Source organism: Aeromonas sp. S18(2024), from assembly GCF_041402525.1.
Lineage (GTDB): Bacteria > Pseudomonadota > Gammaproteobacteria > Enterobacterales > Aeromonadaceae > Aeromonas > Aeromonas enteropelogenes.
In genome coordinates this window covers 504,502-525,704 of the sequence record NZ_JBGLQV010000001.1, presented here as the reverse complement: position 1 = coordinate 525,704, position 21,203 = coordinate 504,502, and the positions used below count along the sequence as shown (strand labels likewise).

General features: G+C 63.1%; 18 protein-coding genes and 2 tRNA genes. 5 read left to right on the top strand and 15 right to left on the bottom strand.

Features of this window, described 5'->3' with window-relative positions; translation table 11 throughout:
* Positions 1-73: 73 nt before the first annotated feature.
* The 3 genes from dnaX to ACB034_RS02235 form a co-directional block, all read right to left on the bottom strand.
* The gene (dnaX, locus tag ACB034_RS02245) at positions 74-2,650 is read right to left on the bottom strand and encodes a DNA polymerase III subunit gamma/tau (protein ID WP_371171972.1); all 2,577 of its coding nucleotides are present in this window, start codon (positions 2,648-2,650) and stop codon (positions 74-76) included.
* 173 nt (positions 2,651-2,823) lie between these two features.
* The gene (apt, locus tag ACB034_RS02240) at positions 2,824-3,369 is read right to left on the bottom strand and encodes an adenine phosphoribosyltransferase (protein WP_042027371.1); all 546 of its coding nucleotides are present in this window, start codon (positions 3,367-3,369) and stop codon (positions 2,824-2,826) included.
* A 131-nt stretch (positions 3,370-3,500) separates the two neighbouring features.
* Entirely contained in the window at positions 3,501-3,878 is a 378-nt protein-coding gene (locus tag ACB034_RS02235) for a YbaN family protein (protein ID WP_371171971.1), read from the bottom strand.
* Positions 3,879-4,054: 176 nt separating this feature from the next.
* On the opposite strand from ACB034_RS02235, the gene dusC reads away from it, so the two are divergent.
* Both dusC and ACB034_RS02225 read left to right on the top strand, forming a co-directional pair.
* On the top strand, positions 4,055-4,999 hold the full coding sequence (dusC, locus tag ACB034_RS02230) for a tRNA dihydrouridine(16) synthase DusC (protein ID WP_224209745.1): 945 nt from the start codon (positions 4,055-4,057) through the stop codon (positions 4,997-4,999).
* Positions 5,000-5,096: 97 nt separating this feature from the next.
* Positions 5,097-5,465, top strand: a complete 369-nt coding sequence (locus tag ACB034_RS02225) for a TraR/DksA C4-type zinc finger protein (RefSeq protein WP_026457127.1) — start codon at positions 5,097-5,099, stop codon at positions 5,463-5,465.
* Between the two features lie 182 nt (positions 5,466-5,647).
* On the opposite strand, the gene yjjG is transcribed toward ACB034_RS02225, so the two are convergent.
* From yjjG to ACB034_RS02205, 4 genes are all read right to left on the bottom strand, one after another.
* A complete protein-coding gene (yjjG, locus tag ACB034_RS02220; protein ID WP_371171970.1) occupies positions 5,648-6,325 on the bottom strand; it encodes a pyrimidine 5'-nucleotidase in 678 nt (225 codons plus the stop codon).
* Positions 6,326-6,339: 14 nt separating this feature from the next.
* The gene (locus ACB034_RS02215; RefSeq protein WP_371172067.1) at positions 6,340-7,839 is read right to left on the bottom strand and encodes a leucyl aminopeptidase family protein; all 1,500 of its coding nucleotides are present in this window, start codon (positions 7,837-7,839) and stop codon (positions 6,340-6,342) included.
* Between the two features lie 169 nt (positions 7,840-8,008).
* Positions 8,009-8,085, bottom strand: a tRNA-Met gene (locus tag ACB034_RS02210).
* 87 nt (positions 8,086-8,172) lie between these two features.
* Positions 8,173-8,249: transfer RNA gene (locus tag ACB034_RS02205), tRNA-Met, on the bottom strand.
* Positions 8,250-8,444: 195 nt separating this feature from the next.
* On the opposite strand from ACB034_RS02205, the gene glgX reads away from it, so the two are divergent.
* Positions 8,445-10,508: a glycogen debranching protein GlgX gene (gene glgX, locus ACB034_RS02200; RefSeq protein WP_371171969.1), complete on the top strand. Its 2,064-nt coding sequence runs from the start codon at positions 8,445-8,447 to the stop codon at positions 10,506-10,508.
* 88 nt (positions 10,509-10,596) lie between these two features.
* Here the strand turns inward: glgX and ACB034_RS02195 are convergent, their stop codons facing one another.
* The 4 genes from ACB034_RS02195 to ACB034_RS02180 form a co-directional block, all read right to left on the bottom strand.
* Positions 10,597-11,316, bottom strand: a complete 720-nt coding sequence (locus ACB034_RS02195; protein ID WP_371171968.1) for a hypothetical protein — start codon at positions 11,314-11,316, stop codon at positions 10,597-10,599.
* 135 nt (positions 11,317-11,451) lie between these two features.
* Positions 11,452-13,092, bottom strand: coding sequence for an ATP-dependent endonuclease (locus ACB034_RS02190; RefSeq protein WP_201939816.1), 1,641 nt, complete (start codon positions 13,090-13,092; stop codon positions 11,452-11,454).
* Positions 13,093-13,169: 77 nt separating this feature from the next.
* Positions 13,170-13,292: a hypothetical protein gene (locus ACB034_RS02185; RefSeq protein WP_268746130.1), complete on the bottom strand. Its 123-nt coding sequence runs from the start codon at positions 13,290-13,292 to the stop codon at positions 13,170-13,172.
* 51 nt (positions 13,293-13,343) lie between these two features.
* Positions 13,344-14,228 carry a helix-turn-helix domain-containing protein gene (locus ACB034_RS02180; RefSeq protein WP_026457359.1) on the bottom strand — a complete coding sequence of 295 codons (885 nt, stop codon included), beginning with the start codon at positions 14,226-14,228 and terminating at the stop codon, positions 13,344-13,346.
* Between the two features lie 171 nt (positions 14,229-14,399).
* Between ACB034_RS02180 and ACB034_RS02175 the strand changes: the two genes are divergently transcribed.
* Both ACB034_RS02175 and ACB034_RS02170 read left to right on the top strand, forming a co-directional pair.
* The gene (locus tag ACB034_RS02175) at positions 14,400-15,311 is read left to right on the top strand and encodes a DMT family transporter (RefSeq protein WP_371171967.1); all 912 of its coding nucleotides are present in this window, start codon (positions 14,400-14,402) and stop codon (positions 15,309-15,311) included.
* A gap of 57 nt (positions 15,312-15,368) precedes the next feature.
* Positions 15,369-16,250: a LysR family transcriptional regulator gene (locus ACB034_RS02170; RefSeq protein WP_371171966.1), complete on the top strand. Its 882-nt coding sequence runs from the start codon at positions 15,369-15,371 to the stop codon at positions 16,248-16,250.
* On the opposite strand, the gene ACB034_RS02165 is transcribed toward ACB034_RS02170, so the two are convergent.
* From ACB034_RS02165 to ACB034_RS02150, 4 genes are all read right to left on the bottom strand, one after another.
* Entirely contained in the window at positions 16,244-17,023 is a 780-nt protein-coding gene (locus tag ACB034_RS02165; protein WP_124239088.1) for a TSUP family transporter, read from the bottom strand. The genes ACB034_RS02170 and ACB034_RS02165 overlap by 7 nt on opposite strands.
* A 195-nt stretch (positions 17,024-17,218) precedes the next feature.
* Entirely contained in the window at positions 17,219-17,965 is a 747-nt protein-coding gene (locus ACB034_RS02160) for a tRNA-uridine aminocarboxypropyltransferase (protein ID WP_371171965.1), read from the bottom strand.
* Positions 17,966-18,080: 115 nt separating this feature from the next.
* Complete coding sequence (locus ACB034_RS02155) at positions 18,081-19,280, bottom strand: ROK family protein (RefSeq protein WP_371171964.1); 1,200 nt, start codon at positions 19,278-19,280, stop codon at positions 18,081-18,083.
* Positions 19,281-19,407: 127 nt separating this feature from the next.
* Entirely contained in the window at positions 19,408-21,075 is a 1,668-nt protein-coding gene (locus tag ACB034_RS02150) for a methyl-accepting chemotaxis protein (protein ID WP_061477470.1), read from the bottom strand.
* Positions 21,076-21,203: the final 128 nt, after the last annotated feature.

The following is a 21,203-nucleotide window of genomic DNA, read 5'->3' as shown; positions in this document are numbered from 1 at the left end:
TGTGGGCTTGTCTGTCCTAGATGGGGACAGCCAAGCGGCTTTTCAACCGGGAGCAGGCTCCCGGCCATGGAAGTTAGCGGTTGAGGGGCTCGATGCTCTCTCTGTGAAGCTCGGCCCCAAACCGCTGGATCAGAAACTGGATATTGGGATCCTGCTCGAGATCCCGGGTTACCTGTTCGCGTACCCCCAGATAGAGGCGATGCTCGATCTCAAGAGGCGTCTCCTGCTCAGGCACCACGCCCAGGGTCACCTCCACCTGCACGGGCTGGCCGAGGGCGGGGCCGATGATCTCGGCCAGATCGGCGCGCGCCTTGTCGCTGACCAGGTGGCGCTGCTCGGGCTTCAGGGTCAGTAGCACCCTGTCCCCCTCCCGGGTCATCACTGAGTTGATGGCAAGCTGGCGTAGCCGTCCACCCACTTGCGTGTGGGCAATCAGCTCGGCCCAAGGGTCGCCGCAATTGCTCAGCAGGGAGGAAGGGATAAGGCGGCTCGCCTCCCCCTCTTGCGGAATGTCGTCGCTCTCGAGCTCATCCCAGTCGATGGTCTCCATAACTGGCTGGGCCGGTTCGCTGTCGGCCACCGATGCCGGCGTGGCTATTGCAGACGGCGGCACCTCGGCGGCGGCAGGTGCGGCCTGCACACCCGGCTGATAGCTTGGCTGCCCCTCCAGATCCCAGGGGGGCAGATCGCTCGCCTGGGCTGACTGACTGACCTGAGCGGCAGCGTTTCCACCGGCAGGAGCCGCGGAAGGCGTCGGCATGGGCGAGGCCATAAAGCTCTGGCTCAGATACTCTTCATAGTCCCCGTTATCGCCCCCCTCGTCATAGCCATCGACATAGAGATCCACCGGCGGCAGCTCCCCATACTGACCCATGGCGGGCGTCCTCTGAGCGGCCGACTGACGGCTTTGGGATTGAGGTGAAGGTTGAGGCGCAGGCTGCGACGGCGGGATGGCTGGCGCGGCAGGCATCGCGGCGGCTGAGCGAGCCGGGGCCACGGGCACCGCTCGTGGCGCGGGCGTCGTCACGACCGGATCCTGACCCCGCTGGCGACTGCGCAGCATGTTGCGCTTGCCAAGCAGGCTCTGCATGCTCGAAACCATCGACACCGGGGCCGGTTCGGCCTCAACCTGGGAAGCCATCGAGGCCACAGGTACAACCATGGCTGGCGCCTGTCCGGCAGGGCCGCTTGCCAAAGGATCCATCCCTTCCCCCGGGTTATCCCCGTGAGCCGGAGCCTGAAGTTCGCCCGAAGAAACGGCGTCATCCGCCAGAGTTGCATCCGGCTGATACCCCATTCCGGCCGCTTCGCGCAATAACTCATCCTGCTGGCTGAAGAGCTCGGCGGCCTGAGCCTCTTCCTCAAAGCTCGCGACCTCAGCAGGTTCGACAACCGGTGCCGCAGCCTGCGGGTTGGGTGCAGCAACGCTCGCCGCTTCGCTGGCGGCTGGCAGCGCCCCATGCTCAGCGGCCGGAAGCTTTCCCGGCAGGGTTCCCATCTCAGCCACTGGCGCGGGCGCCATGGAGGGAGGCAAGGCGCTCAGGCTGGCAGGATGCAGCACCTCGCGCCGGGGCGAGAAGGCGAGCATCCGCAGACAAGTCATCTCCAGCGCGGTGCGGCCATCGGGGGCCCAGGGCAAGTCCTTGCGCCCCCCCAGCACGATCTGGTAGCAGAGCTGCACCTCTTCCGGGCTCATGGCCTTGGCCAGTTGCAGCAGGGCATCGGCATCCGCTCCCTGCTCCTGCACGCTGGCAGGCAGCAGCTGGGCCATGGCGATGCGGTGCAGCAGCCCTTCCAGCTCGGCGTGGAGCTGATCAAAATCGGGGCCCAGGGTGGCGATTTCGGTGATCTTGGCCATGGTGGCCGGCGCGTCCTGGCGCAGGATCGCCTCCAGCAACTGGTGCAGATGACGGTGATCCAGGGTCCCCAGCATGGCCAGTACGCTATCCAGACGCACGCTGCCGTTGCCGTGGGCCAGCGCCTGATCGGTCAGGCTCAGGGCATCGCGCATGCTGCCGTCCGCCGCCTTGGCCAGGGCCAGCAGGGCGCGCGGCTCGAAGGGTTGTCCCTCCTGATCCAGCACCCATTCGAGCTGCTTGGCGATCTGGGTCTGATCCAGACTCTTGAGATGAAACTGCAGGCAGCGCGACAAGATGGTGATGGGCAGCTTCTGGGGATCCGTGGTGGCCAGCAGAAACTTCACATAGGGGGGCGGCTCTTCCAAAGTCTTGAGCAGGGCGTTGAAGCTGTGGCGCGACAACATGTGCACTTCGTCGATGAGATAGACCTTGAAGCGGCCACGGGCCGGACGGTACTGCACGTTGTCCAGCAGCTCGCGGGTATCTTCCACCTTGGTACGCGAGGCCGCGTCGATCTCCAGCAGGTCGACGAAGTTGCCCTGATCGATCTCGCGGCAGGTGTCGCACACGCCGCACGGGTGGCTGCTGATCCCCTGCTCGCAGTTGAGGCTCTTGGCCAGGATGCGGGCGATGGTAGTCTTGCCGACCCCGCGGGTACCGCTCAGCAGATAGGCGTGATGCAGTCGTCCCTGATCCAGGGCGTTGGTCAAGGCGGTCAGCACATGTTGCTGGCCTACCACTTGTTCAAACGTATGGGGGCGCCATTTACGCGCCAGAACCTGATAGCTCATAAATCCATCATGCTGGGAAGACAGGGCATTGAGGCCGGATGCTAACACAAATGCGGGGCCTGCTGTATCGGCTATCGGCCGAGGCGGGAGGGATCGCTTGATTTTCAAACCGATGCCACCAAGGCACCGGTTTGCAACCGGGCCCGAACCGGCAGGTTGGGCCCGAAGAGAGGTTACTCGCCGTCGAATTCGACTAGAGAGAGCACCTTGACGCCGGCGGCGGTCAGGCGGGCATCGCCACCCAGCGCAGGCAGGGAGATAACGAAGGCAGCATCGGTCACTTCACCGCCGGCGCGGCGGATCAGCTTGACGGCCGCATCGACGGTACCGCCGGTGGCCAGCAGATCGTCCACCACCAGCACCTTGTCACCGGCCACGATGGCATCGGTGTGCATCTGCAGGGTATCGGTGCCGTATTCGAGCTCGTAGGACTCTTCCATCACCTCGCGAGGCAGCTTGCCCGGCTTGCGGACCGGCACGAAACCGACGCCCAGCGCACAGGCAACCGGCGCGCCGAAGATGAAACCGCGCGCTTCGGTACCGACAACCTTGGTGAAACCTTGATCACGGTAGTGCTCGACCAGCAGATCGATGGTGGCCTTGAACGCCTCGGCGTTTTCTACCAGGCTGGTGATGTCGCGAAACATGATGCCCGGCTTCGGATAGTCGGGGATGGTCTTGATGCTCGCTTCGATAAATTTCAGAGTTTCCGGATTCATTTGTTGACCGCTTATTTTTTTGACCCAGGAGTGGCCGTTTCTCAGTTCCCGTCTGCGGGAAAATAAAAAGGCCCGTCATGCAAAAATGACGGGCCGACTCCAAGCATTATTGCCGCAATAGCTTAGGGACTTCACTTCGCCATTGCAACTGGCTCCAGCACCGGCAGGCGCATTAACCAGGTAAGCAGGACAGCCATGATGGCCAGCAGGAGCCCCTTGACCCACAGCAGAGGCACCACGGCGAGGGAGACCGAGAAGGTGAGCAGGATAAACAGCACGGCCCGCCGCCGGGCGTGCCGGCGAATGGCGCGATACTGCTGCCAGTCGACGATGGGCGGGCCAAACCAGGGGTGGGTCAGCAACCAGTGATGAAAGCGCGGCGATGAGCGGGCAAACAGGGCCGCAGCCAGCAGCATGAAGGGGGTGGTCGGCAGCAACGGCAAGACGATGCCGACGATACCGGTCACAAATGCCAGCCAGCCCAATGCCATCAGACACCAACGTTTCATGCAAACCCCTCATATCTATTGCCTGGTGCAAGCCTAACAGAGTTTGACTCACGGCTGGCACAATTGCCTGCGCCTCGCGATGCAGGTGCGGGTTTTCTCGCCGGCCAACGGCTGACAGCGCCCCCCATTCCCACTACAATCTGCGCTCTTTTTTATTCTTGCCTTCGGAACCGGTTATGCGCGTTATTTTGGCCCCCATGCAGGGGGTGCTGGATCACCTGATGCGGGAGGTGCTCACCTCCGTCAATGATTACGACCTGTGTGTCAGTGAATTTATCCGGGTCGTGGATCAGCTGCTGCCTGCCAAGGTGTTCTACCGCCTCTGTCCGGAGCTGTTGCAGGATGGCAAGACCCGCGCCGGCACCCCGGTGCGGGTGCAGTTGCTGGGACAGCACCCCGAATGGCTGGCCGAAAATGCGCTGCGCGCCATTGAGCTCGGCTCCCCCGGGGTGGATCTCAACTTCGGCTGCCCCGCCCCCACGGTCAACAAGAGCAAGGGGGGCGCCGTGCTGTTGAAAGAACCCGAGACCATCTATCGCATCGTCAAGGCGGTACGAGAGGCGGTGCCCGCTCATCTGCCGGTCAGCGCCAAGATCCGCCTCGGTTACGATGACAAGGAGCTCTATCTGGACAATGCCCGGGCGGTTCATCAGGCTGGCGCCGACGAGCTCGCGGTCCACGCCCGCACCAAGCGCGAAGGTTACAAGGCCCCCGCCCACTGGGAATATGTGGACGACATTCGCCGCGCCCTGCCCATCCCCGTCACTGCCAACGGCGAGATTTGGAACCATGATGATGCCCTGACCTGCGCCCGGGTCTCCGGCTGTGATGCCCTCATGGTGGGCCGCGGCGCCATCTCATTGCCCAACCTCGCCAACGTGATGAAGACGGGATGCGCCCACATGAGCTGGGGCGAAGTGTTGCAGCTGATGGTGAGCTACACCGAGCAGGATCTGGCCAGCGACAAGGCCGACTACTATCCCAGCCGCATCAAGCAGTGGTTCAGCTACCTCAAGCGAGAATACCCGCAGGCCGATCTGCTGTTTCGTGATATCCGGGTGCTGAAAGAGACCGCTCCCATTCGCGATGCCTTGCTGCAAGCGGCCAAAACCCACGGCTAACCACGTTTAACTTGACGCATGTCATCTTGATAGCTTTATCCGTTCCCTATACTGCCTCGCATCTGTGGTATGTCCTGTGGGGGATAATGTGTGTGAAATGACGCAAGCACAGTTGGCTGTCTGGCGTAATCGCCTGCTGTCCGACTGGGCTCAAGAACGTGAAACGCTGATCGCTCAGCTCAAAGCCTCGCGCCGTGACGACTGGGCAGAACGGGTCGATCACTGCGAACAGGATCAGCTGGTCGAACTCACCAGCCGGCTGGATCTGCCCAAGGTGGAACAGAGCGTACTGCGCCTCAAGCGGATCGATGCGGCGCTTTGCCAGATGGATCTCGGCCTCTATGGTCTCTGCTCCGACTGCGAAGAACCTCTGGCCATCGAACAGCTGGAGCAGGATCCGACCCTGCAGCGCTGTCCCCGCTGTGAAGCCCGCTATCGCAAGGGATTCCACGCCCACGAACTGTGAGGGATGCACCCAGGGTGCACCTTCACGACCGCCATCGCGATCCCATCCCCAATCCATTCCGCTCGCCTCGTCCTGCGTAGGAACACCCCTGCTGTCATCTCGCATGGCTGGCCGGGCTCGCTGACACCCGAAAAAAACGGGGAGAGCCTCTGGCCTCCCCGCTTGCTGGTTGTCCGCCCGGGTTACCCCAGCACGATGCGGGAGAGATGGGAGAAATGGTGAATTTCGTGGGTTGCCTCGCACGGATGCGACGCTTTGGCCGGGTTGTACCAGCAGGTCGCCAGCCCCTGCGCCGCCGCTCCTGCAATATCCGTCTTGGGATTGTCGCCCACCATCAAGACCCGCGACGGATCCGGCTGCCCCATCAGGGACAGGGTGTGCTGGAAGATGGCAGGAGCCGGCTTGGTCACCTGAATTTCATCGGAGATCACCAGCGGTTCGAACCACTGATCCCAGCCCAGTTTGTCCAGGCGACCGCGCTGGGGCACGCTGAAACCATTGGTGATGATCCCCATCCGGACCCGATCCTTGAGTTGCAGCAAGGTCTCGACCACCCCATCCAGGGGGGCGCTCAGGGCGATGATCCGGGTCAGGAAGGTGTTGTTCATCGCCATGGGGTCAACCGCCACCTGCCCGGCGAACAGGGAAAAACGGGTCTGCTGCAGGGTCGCCGCATCAATCTCGCCGCTGTTGTACTGCTGCCAGAGGGCATGGTTCAGTTCGTGATAGCGGGCCATATCGGTCGCATCGGGGGCAACGCCATAGTGCTGGAGGGTCTGCTCCAGCGCCTTGGCCACCGGGAAATCGAGCAGGGTTTCATCCAGATCGAACAGCACCCAGTCATAACTTGGTTGTTTCACGGGGATCCTTGTCATCATTCAGGTTGTGTGGCGGCGCGGGCCTGTGCCCTGCCGAGGGGGCTTGCCAGCAGATCCAGGGTCAGGCGCACGCCAAACCCGGTTACTTCGCTGGCGACCACGCCATTGCCCCCCTTGCTGCGAAAACCGCTCAGATCCAGGTGTACCCAGGGAGTCTGCTCGGGCACGAAATGGGCGAGGAAACGGGCCGCATCAATGTGATCCGGCGAGCTGCCGGGGGCACACTGCAGCAGATCCGCCCACTCGCTCTCTATGTTGTCGTCATAGTCCTCATCCAGCGGGAAGGGCCAGACCCGCTCGCCACTGTGCTGCCCCAGGCCGATCAGCGGCGTCAGCCATTCGCTGCGGTTGGTGAAAACGCCGCTGTAACGGCTGCCGAGTGCCCGCTTGCAGGCACCGGTCAGGGTGGCGTAGTCAATGAGCAGATCCGGGGTATCCTGCACCGCCATGGCCAGGGCATCCGCCAGCACCATGCGCCCCTCGGCATCGGTATCCACCACCTCGATGGTGAGGCCGTTGCTGGCCGTCACCACCTCTCCCGGCCGATAGGCATGAGGGCCGATGTGGTTCTCGGCGATGGCCAGCCAGCAGTGCACCTCGTAGGGCAGGCGGGCCCGGCTGATGGCGTAGAGCGCTCCCAGCGCCACCGCGCTGCCCCCCATGTCCAGATGCATGCCATACATGCTGCCGGAGACCTTGAGGTTGTAGCCGCCGGAATCGTGGCAAATTCCCTTGCCCACCAGGGCCAGGCGCCGCACAGGTTGGGGCGGGCAATAGCTGAGTTTGACCAGGGCCCCCTGGTTGTCTTCCGAGCCGCGGGTCACGGCCAGAAATGCCCCCGCCCCCAGCTCGGCCAGCTGGGCCTGATCATAGTGATGGCACTGCCACCCCTCCTCCTGGGCCAGCTGGCTGACGAATTCACGATAACTGGCGGCGGTCAGCTCGGAGGCCGGCAGCACCGCCAGATGGCGCGCCAGCCCGTTGCCCCCGGCCTCGCTGTAAAGACGAGCCAGATCGAGCACCACCGCTGGGGATACCCGGATCTGCTGATAGGCCCAGCTCCCCTCGCTGCGGCTCTTGCTGGTGGGCAGCGGGACATTGGCGGCCAGCAGGGCCGAGAGCATCAGCTCGGCCAGCATGGTGCACTCTGCGGGAGCAAACCCCTCCAGATGCAGGCCGACCCGCTCGACTTTAAGTCCGGACAAGGAGCTCGTCCACTCCCGGATCTGCTTGTACAGGCGATGATCCCGCGCCACATTGCCGGCCACGAAACAGATCTGCAGCAGGCTGCCGCCCTGCATCAGGGTAAAAGGGGCCTTCTTGCCAAGGGCCAGCTGGGTCGCGACACCGGCCAGTTCGGGGCGAGCCAGCAGCGACTCCTTGTGCTCCTCGGCGAGAAGCAGCAGCTGCAGCGGCCGGGGCTGTGCCAGCACTTCGCTCAGGCTGGCATCCAGGGTATCGATAGCGGGAGGAAGATAGGTAAAGGGAGTGATCACGGGAAGGCGCCTCATCCATAAGAGATGCCTGATGATACCGAACAAAGGGCGGCTGCGGCCAGTTTTGTCCTGACCATCGGCCGAAAACGACAATATTCGCCTGCACGACAGCGAGATCGTGGGCGTTGCGTCATCAGAGGGAATTGATAAAAGAAAATAAAGAAGGCGTTGGTTGCGGGGGCCGGATTTGAACCGACGACCTTCGGGTTATGAGCCCGACGAGCTACCGAGCTGCTCCACCCCGCGTCCGAATTGTCACCAGCAGACCGAGCAGATGTCTGTGGCGTTTTGTCTGCATCTCTGCCTAAACAGGCGACACACCGACGAAAAAGTTGGTTGCGGGGGCCGGATTTGAACCGACGACCTTCGGGTTATGAGCCCGACGAGCTACCGAGCTGCTCCACCCCGCGTCCGAGGTGGCCAATAATATGCGCCAACGCACAGATTGCAAGTAAATCTATCAAAAAAAGTTTATTAGGGGATTAATTGGACAAAAGGTGGGGGCTTTCACGGCATCTTGCTGTTTTTTCAGGCAAACGAGTCCGAGCCAGAGGCAAGCACTACACTAAGCAGGGATCGGTTTTGCCACCTTGAGTAGGTATCTTATGCGTATTTCCGCCGGCCATTGCCGTCAATTGGGGGCCACCCCTGATCAGCACGGCGTCAATTTCGCCATCTGGGCCCGGCTGGCCAGCCGGGTTGAACTGCTGCTCTTTGCCAGCCCCGAAGACAACACTCCGGAGGTGATCCCCCTCTCACCCCGACTCAACCGCACCGCCTACTACTGGCACATCCATATAGAGGGCATTGCGATCGGCCAGCGTTACGCCTACCGCATCCAGGGGCCCTGGCGTCCCTACTGCGGCACCCGCTTTGACAGCGAAAAAGTGTTGCTGGATCCTTACGGCCGCAGCATAGAGCTGGGGCCCCATTATGATCGCCGGGCCGCCGCCCGCCCCGGCAGCAATCTGGCCTGCTGCGCCAAGAACCGGGTGGTGGATACCCACGACTACGACTGGGAAGATGACAAGCTGCCGGCCCACTCTCTCTCCCGTTCGGTCATCTACGAGTTGCACCTGGGAGGATTCACCAGATCGCCGCACTCCGGCGTCGACCCTGCCCTGCGCGGCACCTATCTGGGCTTGATTGAGAAGATCCCCTATCTGCAATCTCTCGGCGTCACCGCCGTCGAGCTGCTGCCAGTGTTCCAGTTCGATCCCCAGGATGCCCCCGAGGGACTCTCCAACTACTGGGGCTACAGTCCCATGTCGTTTTTTGCCCCCCACGCCCAATACGCCTGCGGCGATGATCCCCTCACCGAGTTTCGCGACATGGTCAAGGCGCTGCACAGGGCCAATATCGAGGTGATCCTGGATGTGGTCTACAACCACACCGCCGAGGGGGGCGAGGATGGCCCCACCTTCTCGTTTCGCGGCATCGACAACGAGGTCTACTACATCCTCGACAACCAGCACAGGGACACCAACTACTCCGGCTGCGGCAACACCTTCAACGGCGCCCACCCGGTGGTGCTGCGCATGATCATGGACAGCCTCCACTTCTGGCGCCAGGAAATGCACGTCGACGGCTTTCGCTTCGATCTGGCGGCCATTTTGTCGCGTGACGAGTCTGGCCAGCCCCAGGCCAACGCCCCCACCCTGCGCACCATAGACACGGATCCCAACATCGCCGACATCAAACTCATCGCCGAGGCCTGGGATGCGGGGGGCCTCTATCAGGTAGGCTCTCTGGCAGGTGCCCGCTGGCGTGAGTGGAACGGCCAGTTTCGGGACGATGTACGCAGCTTTCTGCGCGGTGACGAGAACAGCGTCACCGCCTTTGTCGAGCGGCTGTGCGGCAGTCCGGACATCTACCACTACCACCATGCGGATCCCGAGAAGAGCATCAACTTCGTCACCTGCCACGACGGCTTCACCCTGTGGGACTGGACCAGCTACAACGGCAAGCACAACGAGGCCAATGGCGAGCAGAACCGCGACGGTTGTGACCATAACTTCAGCTGGAACCACGGCCACGAAGGGGCCACGGACGATCCCCAGATAAATACCCTGCGCGTGCGCCAGGCCAAGAACATGATGGTGGCGACCCTGCTCTCGGTCGGCTCCCCCATGATCCTGATGGGGGACGAGGTGCTGCGCAGCCAGCAGGGCAACAACAACGGCTACTGCCAGGACAACGACACCTGCTGGATGCCCTGGCAACCCACCACCAGTGGTCAGGAGATGTTCCGCTTCATGAAGGAGCTGATCCAGTATCGCAAGCACCTGTTCCAGCGCCCGGAGCAGGAGAGCATGCCGCTCTCTCTCACCGAGATCCTGCGCCACAGCGAGATCTGCTGGCACGGGGTCAACGCCATGCAGCCGGATTTCGGCTCCCACTCCCACGCCATCGCCATGTCGGCCCTCTCAAGCGAAACCCGGCTGGCCCTCTATGTGCTGTTCAACGCCTACTGGGAACCGCTCACCTTCAACCTGCCAAGCCCCCCCAAGGGGGTCGGCGGCGACTGGCGCCGGATCCTGGATACCGCCCTGCCCTCGCCCCAGGACATCTGCACCTTCGGCATGCCGCTGCAGGGACTGACCCGGGAATATCTGGCCCAGCCCCGCAGCAGTTGCCTCTTTATCTGCGGGGCCGATGACTTTTACTAGGTGCCGTAAATATCCAGAAACGAAAAAGCCCCCCGAGCCAGGCTCGGGGGGCTTTTTTGGTCCTTGTCACGCCAGATCAGCGGTCGCGTCAGACCAGTTGATGCAGCACGCTGGTGGCGGCGATCTGGGCGATGATAAGCCCGCACAGTGAGGTCGACACGACGACGGGAGCCGTCTCCTTGCGCTGGTAGATAGGACTGAACCAGAGCAGCAGGGAGGCCACCAGCAACACCGCCTGGGTCACCACCGCCGGGATGAGATCATCCAGGTTGGCGGCACTGCCCTGCCAGCCCACCAGCACCGCCAGCCAGATCAGGCTGATGAGGGCTCCCGCCAGACCCGCCAGCGGCAGCAGGGTGTTGAACGCCTGCAGACGATGGCGGGCCCGCAGCAGCATCAGGTGGGCAAAGGCCGCCCCCAGCATGCACATCTGCATCAGGCCGCTGATCCAGCCCTGGATCTGCAGCAGTCCCATGCCATAGAGCGCCAGCGGCAGCGCCGGCAGCCAAAGCAGGGTGGACGGAACGGAGCGCTTGCCCTCCAGCCGGGACTGGGCCAGCGACAGGCAGATCCCCAGCACCAGGCTCGCGCCGCCGCACCAGATGAGCCAGCTGGCGGAATTGGCCTCGACGGCCAGCATCAGGGAGAGGCCGGTGATCACCCAGATGGAGAAGAGTTGCTGGCTGATCCGGGAGCGCTGGCCCGGGCAGATATCACCGCGCCACAGCACGATGCCAAGGGCGATCAGCGCCCCCAGCGCCATCAGGCCGGTCAGGGGAAAGAGCCAAAAAGGGAGTTGGACGAACATGACGCCTCCAGCAGAGAGTTGCAACGGGCGCCCTCACGGCGCCAGAGAGGGGGCGAGTATACCCAAACCCACCCCTATCCCCAATCTCTGTGCATGTTCCGGATCCGCAGCAACCGACTTGGGAGGTGTACGGCCTTAACCCTGGCCACGAGCCAGCGCCACCACCCGGGAAAACATCTGGCGCAGCACTGGCGGTATGTGATCGGCACCGAGCCGCTCCGCTTCCTCTACCACCGCCAGCGCCATGCCCGGCTTGCTGCGCTTGTGGATCGCCTTGCTGATGATGTGGCTGGCACTCAGCATGGTACGCCCCCCCACCCCGGCTTCGCGGCGAAACACCCCTTCGAAACCGTTGTGATAGAGGTAGTGCTCTATATCCGCCGCCGGCAGCTGGGTCAGGCGATCCCGCTCCCGCTCCCCCTTGAGCAGCGAGCGGGCCGAGGTGGCATACTTGACCCCCGCCTCGTCGCCGTCGGTGAGCAGATGCCACTCGATGCCAAAGTCGCGGGCCACCTTGATGAGTGGTGACTGGCCGCACTGGGCAAACTCGATGATCCGCACTCCTTCCGCCCGCAGGCTGTAGCCGCAGATCTGGGCCAGCTCCGAGAGCAGCCAGATCTCGGTCTCCCCCTCCACCAACAGCCAGCAGCGGGCAAACAGCGACATGGGGCGGTTGATCCGCACGTGGAAGGCAATCTTGCGCAGATCGTCGCTACTGTAGCGCTCGCCGCCAATCTGGTGACAGACGATGTCCTGCTGCCGGCGCACCAGCCGCCGCACCTGGTTGAGCGGCAGGGAGGAGAGCAGATCCCCCGAGTTGGTGGTAAGCAGTTTCTGGCCCGGCAGCTGTTCCAGCAGGCCCCAGGCCAGCGCCAGCATGGTGGGGTGCAGGCGACTCTCGGGGTCTTCCAGGATCATGATGGGGCGCGCGCCCTCCTCCAGCTCGCGGTTGCCACGCGCCTGCAGCAGGGTGGCCGCCATGCCCGCCATGGCGAGCTGCAACGCCCGGTTGTCGGCATGGCGCAGCAGGGTGTGCAAATTGCCCGGGTTGCGCAGGGTCATGGGGCGATTGATGATGTCCCGCTGACTGCGCGGCTTGTTCTTCTTGATGGGGGCCAGGGCGTTGAAGTAGTGATCCATCAGCTGGCGCACCGCCTGCAACGCCTCTTTGAGCTCGGGCTCGCCAATGCGCTGGGGCTCGTCGATCAACTTGTCGGCCAGATGACTCAGGCGGTTATCCGACAGCTCCCCCCACTGCAGCGTCTCCACCCCGTGGCGAGCGCTGCGGGCATCCCGCAGACGAAATACCGGGTTCATGGTGATGAGCAGGCAGATAAGCTCCCGGCTGTTGTCGATGGGCAAGCTCTTGCCGATGCCATCGAGAAAATCGTGGGTGGTCACCACGGCGCCGTCATCCAGCAGCTCGGCGCTGGCGCGATAGTGGATGCGGTTGAACTTGTCCTTGTGCAGCACCCAGGCAGGGCACAACCGTGCCAGGCGGCGCGAATGCAGACACATCTGGGGTCTGTGCTCACTGAAGGTGAGCACCAGTTGTAGATGGCGGGCCGGTTCGAGCTCGGGGTCTTCCGGCTGGTGAAAATCCTCGGCGGTGAATTGGTAGGGCTCGGCATCCTGCCCCAGCAGGCACCAGAGTGCCCGCAGCAGGCTCGATTTGCCCCAGGTGTTTTCGCCGATCAGTACCGTGGTGTGATCCAGCCCGAGCGAGAGCCGGTTTATGCCACGAAACCCTTTGACTTCAATACGTTCCAGAAACATGCAGCCATGTCCACTTCATCCTGATGGGGCAATAGTGGCAAAGTTGCCGCAAAAAACCTATCGGCGAGTCGGGATTTTCAACGGGAACTGTGAGGCACTGCAGGTTCGGGCGGGGTGGGTGCGGCAATACGCCCCTCGGGGGCATTCCAGTGATTGAACCACAGATGACGGGTACGGATCTGGCGTTTGCGATGATTCATGGCGACTCCTGTCAACATGAAGAGGGAACGCCCCTCTCCTGACCCTGAGTCTCATGCATGTCTGTGACAGGGAGATGACAACTGGGCCCGCCACTGGCCGGGGGAGAGGCCAAAGGCCTCCCGAAAGCGGTTGCCAAAGTGGCCCTGGGAGGAGAAACCGCACTGGATGGCGATGCTGGCCAGGGGCTCGTTCCCTGCCAGCAGCTGCTTGGCCCGCTTGAGCCTAAGCTCCAGCAGATAGCGATGGGGAGGACAACCCAGGCTCTGGGCAAACATGCGGGCAAAATGGTATTCGCTGAGCCCCGCCTCTTGCGCCAGCTCAGCCAGGGTCACCGGCTCGGCCAGATGGGCCAGCAGATACTCCTGCACCCGCCGGATCACCGCCGGCGCCAGACCGCCACGCAGGGGCGGCAGGCCCGGCGCCTCCAGGGTATGGTGACGGTAGGCGTGCAGCATCAGCATCCAGGCGCCGTGGGAAAGGGCCATCTTGTCGATGCCATGCTGCCACTCCAGCTTCATCAGCTGGGTCTGGACCAGGGCAGCCGCCAGGGGATCGTCGATGAAGGTCTTGTCCACCAGCTGCAGATGGCGGCCCTCCTTGTCACACACCTCTTCGGCAATGCGGGTGAGGTGGGCCGGGGTGAAGTAGAGGTGGAAGAAACGAAACTCCTCGCGCACCAGCCACTCGGATCTGTGGTGATCCGGCATGATGCACACCTTGCCGGTGCCACCGTGGCCGCCCGGCCCGTCGAGCCGCTCGGTCTGCTCGCCCCCCTGCAGATAGACACTCACCGTGTGGTGCCCCGGTTTGTGGTAGCGGGTCTGATCGTAGCAGTTGCGCCAGCTGGCGACGCCAAGGCCGGGCTCCAGCCAGCAGGCATCCTCCAGCCGGGCGCCAGTGCTCACCAATGCATCGAATACCCCAGCCCTCTTCATCTCTTCCCGTTACCCTCGTTAGCCCACAGCGCCGGTGCGCATGCCATCCATCTTACTGACAGCGCCCCGGGATGACAGCCAGGGGCGATGAAAAACCGCAAGATGATGCAAGCCAGCCCCCTTGAGCGGCCGTCATGCTGATATTCACTTCTTCTGACAGCGGGATCCCCCATGAATCTGATGCTCTACCTTGCCACCGTCCTTATCTGGGGCAGCACCTGGATCGCCATCGCCTGGCAGCTCGGCCCCATCCCCATTGAGGTGTCGGTGCTCTATCGCTTCATGCTGGCGGCGCTGGCCCTGTTTGCCCTGCTCACCGCCAGCGGCCGCTTTCCGCGCCTGCCCTGGCACGGCCAGCGGTACGCCGCCCTGCTCGGCGCTCTGCTGTTCTCCACCAACTTTCTCTGCTTCTACCACGCTACTCTCTACATCCCGAGCGGCCTGTCGGCGGTGATCTTCGCCAGCGCCAGCATCTTCAACGGGATCAATCTCTGGTTGTTCGAGGGCAAGCGGCCGGGCCTGCGCTGGCTGCAGGGGTCGCTGCTGGGTCTGCTTGGCACCTTATTGCTGTTCTGGCCCGTGCTGGCGGATGCGCAACTGGGTGCAAACGGTTGGAAGGGGTTCCTGCTGGCCTCTGGCGGTACCCTCTGCTTCTCGCTGGGCAACCTGGTGTCGGCCCGGGGCCAGCGCCAGGGCTATCACGTGCTGCAGCTGGTGCCCTGGGGCATGGTGTACGGGGTGGTACTGCTGCTGGGCTGGGTCACCCTGCTCGGCCAGTCGCTGGTGATCCCGACCGATGGCCACTATCTGGCCGCCATGGTCTATCTCGCCCTGTTTGGCTCAGTCATCGCCTTCACAGCTTATCTCACCCTGGTGGGCAGAATTGGCGCCAGCAAGGCGGCCTACGCCACCGTGCTGTTTCCTCTGGTGGCCCTCACCCTCTCAACCTTCTACGAGGGCTTCGTCTGGCAGACGATCTCTGTGGTGGGCGTAGTGATCAGCCTGCTAGGCAACCTGGTGATCTTCGCCCCGCCCCTGCGGGAGTGGCGCCTGTGCCCGGCCAGAGCGGTGAAGGATGCTTGATCCCGACCCCGCCAGCCCCTAAGGTAACGCCTTCCAACGGAGATGACGGGAGGCGATATGTTACTGGAAGGGCTGGAGACGCTCTGTCTGCTGGCAAGCGAGGGCACCATGGCCAAGGCGGCCAGCCGGCTCTATATCAGCCAGTCGGCGGTGAGCAAGCGGATCGCCCAGCTCGAGCAACGCCTTGGCAAGAAGCTCATCGAGCCGGACGGGCGCCAGACTCGCCTCACCCCGCAGGCGCTGGAGCTGCTCGCCCGGGTGGCGTCGAGTCTGGCGGAGATCAAGGGGGTGCTGGCGGACAACCAGCCCCTGACGGATCAAACCCCGCTGCCCATCGCCTGCTCCGAGACTCTGCTGGCGGGCTACCTGACCCGCTTCATGCACGACTACCTGCGCCGCGATCCCCATCTCGCCCTCTCCACCCACCACACCCCGGTGATCCTGGCGCGGGTGCGCAGCGGCGACGCCCTGCTCGGCATCTGCGCCGGCCGGCTGCCTCCCGGCCACGGGCTGGGGGCCGAGCTGCTGCTGGAGGAGCCCTTCTATCTGGTGGGTGACGATCAGCAAGCGGCATCAACGCCGGATCAGGGGAAAGGGGAAGCGGGATCCATGCGCAAGATCCTGACCATGGATCTGGAGAATCCCTCCAACAGCTATCTGCGCGAACCGCTGGCTGAACTCGGGCTGGCACCTGTCATGGAGCTCGACTCCTATCTGGCGCTGATCGAACTGGCCAAGGCGGGCATAGGGCCGGTGCTGCTGCCGGCGGGCCTGCTGACCCTGGTAGGCGAACAGGGTCACAAGGCACGTCCCCTGCCGGGGCTGGGACGCCCCCTGCACCTCATCTACCGACCAAACAGCCTGAAGCGGGCACGGATCGCCCAGCTGGTGAGCGCGCTGCGCGCCCACTTTCAACCCATGTCAGGGGTGATTCAATAGACCCAGGCGAACAGCTCGGGATACTGGCTCCAGACCAGTTTGGCGGACATCAGCAGGGAGACGGTGACCAGCAGGGGCTTGATCAGCTTCACCCCTTTTTGCAGCACCATCTTGGAGCCGAAACGGGCGCCGATGAACTGACCAAGGGCCATGGCAAAGCCGACGCTCCACACCACCTTGCCCCCCAGGGCAAAGAACAGCAGAGAGGCGATGTTGGAGGTGAAGTTGAGCAGCTTGGTGTGGGCCGTGGCCCGCGCCATGCCAAAACCGGCCAGCGCCACGAAGCCGATGGCAAAGAATGACCCGGTGCCGGGCCCGAAGAAGCCGTCATAGAAACCGACCCCGCCCCCCACCAGCAGGGCAAACACCATGGGAGTGAGCCTGCGGGTGCTCTCCGCATCGCTCACTCTGGGAGAGAAGAGGAAGTAGCAGGCAAACGCCATCAGCAGGAAAGGCAGCAGCCGCTCCAACACAGCGGCATCTATGGTCTGCACCGCCAATGTGCCCACTGCCGCCCCGATGAAGGTGCAGATCACCGCAGGCCAGATCATGGACCACTCCAGCAACCCCCGACGGGCGTAAAACCAGGTGGCGGAAAAGGAACCGAAACTGCTCTGCAGCTTGTTGGTGCCAAGCACCAGGGCCGGCGGCATGCCGGTGGCCAGCAGAGCGGGCACCGTCAGCAGACCGCCGCCTCCGGCAATGGCATCGATAAAGCCGGCGACAAGGGCCACGCCAAACAGGGCGACCAGGGTTAACAGTTCCAATTCCATCCTTAGACCTCGTGAGATGATGAGCGAGCGCCACGGCGCCGGACCAGGGGCGTTTGGCGTGGCGACCAACCAGAGACTGGGTACAGGACGCTATCCTAGCGAGGGTGAGTCCATGAATCTAACGAAACAGTGTCAGACAACCCATTCCTGATTTTCATCAATATATTCCCCGCCCCATGGCTGGCTGCGGTGGCCTTATGGCTCCTGCATCCTCTCCCTTATGGCCGACAGGGCCTGCAGTAGGGAGGCTTCATCCTCGCCGGGAGCGCGACTCACCCGCCCCGCCATGTAACGACTGCTGAACAGGTTGAACCAGAGCTGCAGCGCCTGACCCACCGCGGGCTGGCCCGCCACCTCCAGCACGCAGGCCGCCACCTCGGCGGTGCAGAGGTGCTCGTCGCAATTGGCCACCCGCATGCCATAGGTGGAGAGCGCATCCGGCCTGATGGCAAGCACGGGGAAGCCGTCCAGATAGGGGCTCTTGTTGAACATCTTGCGCGCCTCGGGCCAGGTGCCGTCGAGCAGGATGAAGAGCGGCTTTTTGCCCGGTGCCAAAACCACCTCTCCGGTCACCCGCGCCGGATCTTTCTCGCAATCGGGGAACACCACATAGGGCTGCCAGGCAGGATCCGCCAGCAGGGCCAGCAGCTCGGGATGAGGCTGGGTGCGGGACCAAAGAAAGGCCCAGGTGGAATCCGGCAGCACATCGGCAATCAAACGCCCCGTGTTGGAGGGCTTCATCGGCTCGCTGTCGTACATCAGTAGACAGAAGCCGGCCTCGGCTTTGAGCTCGGGGCGCCAGGCGCAGGCACACCAGTCATGGCGCAGCTGGCAGGCAGGACAGCGGGGCAAGGTGCCGCCACGGGCGAGAAACGGTCGGGTAGAGATACTCTTGCGCCAGGCCCGCAGGCGATTGACGGCATGATCGGGAACAGAGGTCATCTTGCTTCACTGAATGGAGTCACATACAGAGGGCCGCGCAGGCCCCCCGCAAAGCGCAGGATTGTACCCAGTTGTGCGGTCTCAGAACAGCACTCCCTGCCGTTCTGTCTGCTTTTCAGCCGCGCAACAGCTCCAGCAAGAGGCTGCCGTCGCGCAGCGCCTTGTGCACCTGGACCGAGGTGGGCTTGGTGGGATCTTCATAGAAGTGGGTGGATTCTATCTGCAGGCGCACCAGATAGTCGGTGGGGAGCTGGCTGGCCAGCGACTGGTGCAGCATGGGGAACAGCAGCCGATCGGCGCGGGTGATCTCCCCGCCCAGCAGCAGCTTGCCCGGATTGAGCAGGCAGATGAGGTTGGAGAGCACCCGGGAGAGGCGGCCCGCCGCCTTGTGCAGTATGTCCTGGCAGAGGCTGTTACCCGCCAGCGCCAGCTCGCATAGCTCGCGAATGTTGACACTCTCGGGCAGATCGTACTCCTGCATCCGCTCGCGCAGGTCCCGGTATTGCGCCTCCAGCGCCTGGTTGGTCACCAGGGTGCAGGCACAGCCAAAGCCGCCGCAGTAGCAGCGCTGGCCATAGGGTTCGAGCTGAAGATGGCTGAGATCCCCGAGCAGCGCATTCTCGCTCTCGATAAGCTGGCCGTTGACCACCATGCCGACACCGATGTCGTTGTGGACGAACACCAGCACCGCATCGGAGCAGTTCTTGGCCGCCCCCCACTCCCGCTCGGCCTGGATCCAGGTGCGCACGTCGCCGCTGACCAGCACGGTCACCCCGAACGCCGCCTGCAGGGTGGGCCCCAGCGGCCAGTGGTGCAGATCGTAGTAAGGGAAGTGCTTGACCATGCCGGAGTGGCGTTCCACCTGCCCCGGCAGACAAAGGGCAATGCAGGCCAGGCTCAGGGCCTTTTTGGGCAGAAACGTCTTGATGGCATGCACCAGGCTACCCAGCAGATCGCTGCGCTCATCCTCGCTGAAGAGGTGGCGCTGGCGGGCCAGGGAGCGACCGGTGAAGTCGAACAGCGCCATGTCCACGTAGCCACGCCCAAGACGCATGGAGAGAAACTGGAAGCGACGCTCGTTGATGCGCAGCAGGGTCTGGCGTCGACCCCGCCCCACCGAGCTCTCGCCGCAAGGCACCACCAGGCCGCCGTCAAGCAGCTCGCGGGTGATCTTGGTGATGCTGGCAGGAGAGAGGCCGGTCAGGCGGGAGAGATCGGTGCGCGACAGCTCCTTGTGCTCTTCCAGACTGGCATACACCAGGCCGTAGTTGAGCTGCCGGATCAAGTCGATACTGCCTTTCACGATCTCATTCATAGGATATGGGTCAAGCACGGAATCAAAGGCCCTGATTTTCACACATTATTGGCCAATTCCCAAATAAACTGCGGCCTGCACGGGAGCAGGCCGCCCTGAACTGGCGCCGGTTTGGGGCCAGAGAGAGTCAGTAACGGAACTGGGAGACCAGTTTGCGCAATTTGTCCCCGGTATCGGCCAGCTCGCGAGTCGTGTTGTTCGACTCCTCCGCCCCGTTGGCCAGCTCACCGACGATGTGCTGGATGGCCACCAGGTTCTTGTTGATCTCCTCGGAGACCGCATGCTGCTCCTCGGCCGCCGCGGCGATCTGGATATTCATGTCGTTGATGGTGCTGACCGCCGACACCATGCTGTCCAGAGAACTCGCGATATGGCTCGCCTCCTGCACCGTCTCCTGGCTGCGGTCCTCGCTCGCCTGCATCACCTCCACTGCCTGTTTGACGCCACTTTGCAGCCGCTGCAGCATCTCGTTGATCTCCTTGGTGCTCTGCTGGGTGCGGCCGGCAAGCGATCGCACCTCGTCCGCCACCACCGCAAAGCCGCGCCCCTGCTCTCCCGCCCGGGCCGCCTCGATGGCCGCGTTGAGGGCCAGCAGGTTGGTCTGCTCGGCAATGCCGCGGATCACTTCCACCACTGTGCCAATCTTGGCGGTCTCCTGAGCCAGCTGTTCGATGACATCAGAGGCGGTGTGCACCTCGTCGACCAACCGGTTGATGCTGTTGATGGCCCCCCCCACCACACCACGGGCAGCATCGGATTCACGCGCCGCATCGCTGGTGGCATTGGCGGCATTGGAGGCACTGGACGCCACCTCTTGGGCGGTCGAGCTCATCTCGGTCACGGCGGTAACCACCTGATCCGTCTCCCGGCTGTGGCCCTGCATCTGGTGATCCACCTGCTCGCTCAGATGGTGCAGCTTGTCGACGGCCACGAAGAGATGGTTGCTGGTCTCCCCGACCTGGCTCACCACCGACTGGATCCTGGTCACGAAGCGGTTGAAGGCGGTGGCCAGCTGGCCGATTTCATCCTGACTCTGCACCTTGAGGCGCTGGGTCAGATCCCCCTCCCCGTCGGCGATGTCGTTAAGGGCCGAGACCGCATCCACCAGCGGCCGGGAGACCCGGTTGCCGATCACCACGGTTACCGCCAGGGTCACCCCCAGCACCAACAGGATCAGCAAGACGCTGTTTCGCACCGACTCGTGCATGCTCTCTTCGCGCTGGGTGCGCAGCGCCGCCAGTTCGGTGTCGATGTCGTCGATATAAAAACCGGTGCCGATGATCCACTGGTATTTGTCGAGCACCACATTGTAGGAGAGCTTGGGCGCATCCCGTCCGATGGAGGGCTTGGCGGTCCAGTATTCGGAGAAGCCATCTCCCTCACGGGCCGCCTTGACGATCTCCTGGATCAGCAGCTTGCCCTTGGCATCCTTGTCCTGCCAGCGGTTCTTGCCCTCCATCTCGGGACGGGGGGGCAAGAGTAGCGCCGTGCCCTGAAAGTCGTAGACGAAGAAGTAGCCGTCGCTGTTATAGCGCAGCGGGCGCAGTATGGACTTTACCTTCTCGCGATTCTCCGGGGTATCGGGCTGGGCATAGACATCGGCGATGGCGGTTTTTGCCAGCATGATGTAGCTGTCGAGCAGGGCCTTGCGCTCATTCATCGCCCGTTCTCTGGCAACCACCAGGCTGCTCTCCAGATCGCTTTTTGACAGCAGGTAATTGCTCAGGTTGACCACCAGGGCCATCAACAGAACGGGCACGGCCCCTAACAGCAGTATTTTCTGTTTCAGCGTCATCTTTATCATCCTTGCGACATATTGTTGTAGTGATGTGTTCCCACCTTGAGAGTGTAGACAGGCCCCATTGGAAGTGGTTGGCGGGCGCCGGTTTTGGCAAAATGCCCCCATTGATGTGTTACCGGCCC

What these genes read in the sequence shown, in the direction of transcription:
- dnaX (WP_371171972.1), bottom strand. Translation starts at nt 2,650, where the DNA reads ATGAGCTATCAGGTTCTGGCGCGTAAATGGCGCCCCCATACGTTTGAA.
- apt (WP_042027371.1), bottom strand. Translation starts at nt 3,369, where the DNA reads ATGAATCCGGAAACTCTGAAATTTATCGAAGCGAGCATCAAGACCATC.
- ACB034_RS02235 (WP_371171971.1), bottom strand. Translation starts at nt 3,878, where the DNA reads ATGAAACGTTGGTGTCTGATGGCATTGGGCTGGCTGGCATTTGTGACC.
- dusC (WP_224209745.1), top strand. Translation starts at nt 4,055, where the DNA reads ATGCGCGTTATTTTGGCCCCCATGCAGGGGGTGCTGGATCACCTGATG.
- ACB034_RS02225 (WP_026457127.1), top strand. Translation starts at nt 5,097, where the DNA reads ATGACGCAAGCACAGTTGGCTGTCTGGCGTAATCGCCTGCTGTCCGAC.
- glgX (WP_371171969.1), top strand. Translation starts at nt 8,445, where the DNA reads ATGCGTATTTCCGCCGGCCATTGCCGTCAATTGGGGGCCACCCCTGAT.
- ACB034_RS02195 (WP_371171968.1), bottom strand. Translation starts at nt 11,316, where the DNA reads ATGTTCGTCCAACTCCCTTTTTGGCTCTTTCCCCTGACCGGCCTGATG.
- ACB034_RS02190 (WP_201939816.1), bottom strand. Translation starts at nt 13,092, where the DNA reads ATGTTTCTGGAACGTATTGAAGTCAAAGGGTTTCGTGGCATAAACCGG.
- ACB034_RS02185 (WP_268746130.1), bottom strand. Translation starts at nt 13,292, where the DNA reads ATGAATCATCGCAAACGCCAGATCCGTACCCGTCATCTGTGGTTCAAT.
- ACB034_RS02180 (WP_026457359.1), bottom strand. Translation starts at nt 14,228, where the DNA reads ATGAAGAGGGCTGGGGTATTCGATGCATTGGTGAGCACTGGCGCCCGG.
- ACB034_RS02175 (WP_371171967.1), top strand. Translation starts at nt 14,400, where the DNA reads ATGAATCTGATGCTCTACCTTGCCACCGTCCTTATCTGGGGCAGCACC.
- ACB034_RS02170 (WP_371171966.1), top strand. Translation starts at nt 15,369, where the DNA reads ATGTTACTGGAAGGGCTGGAGACGCTCTGTCTGCTGGCAAGCGAGGGC.
- ACB034_RS02165 (WP_124239088.1), bottom strand. Translation starts at nt 17,023, where the DNA reads ATGGAATTGGAACTGTTAACCCTGGTCGCCCTGTTTGGCGTGGCCCTT.
- ACB034_RS02160 (WP_371171965.1), bottom strand. Translation starts at nt 17,965, where the DNA reads ATGACCTCTGTTCCCGATCATGCCGTCAATCGCCTGCGGGCCTGGCGC.
- ACB034_RS02155 (WP_371171964.1), bottom strand. Translation starts at nt 19,280, where the DNA reads ATGAATGAGATCGTGAAAGGCAGTATCGACTTGATCCGGCAGCTCAAC.
- ACB034_RS02150 (WP_061477470.1), bottom strand. Translation starts at nt 21,075, where the DNA reads ATGACGCTGAAACAGAAAATACTGCTGTTAGGGGCCGTGCCCGTTCTG.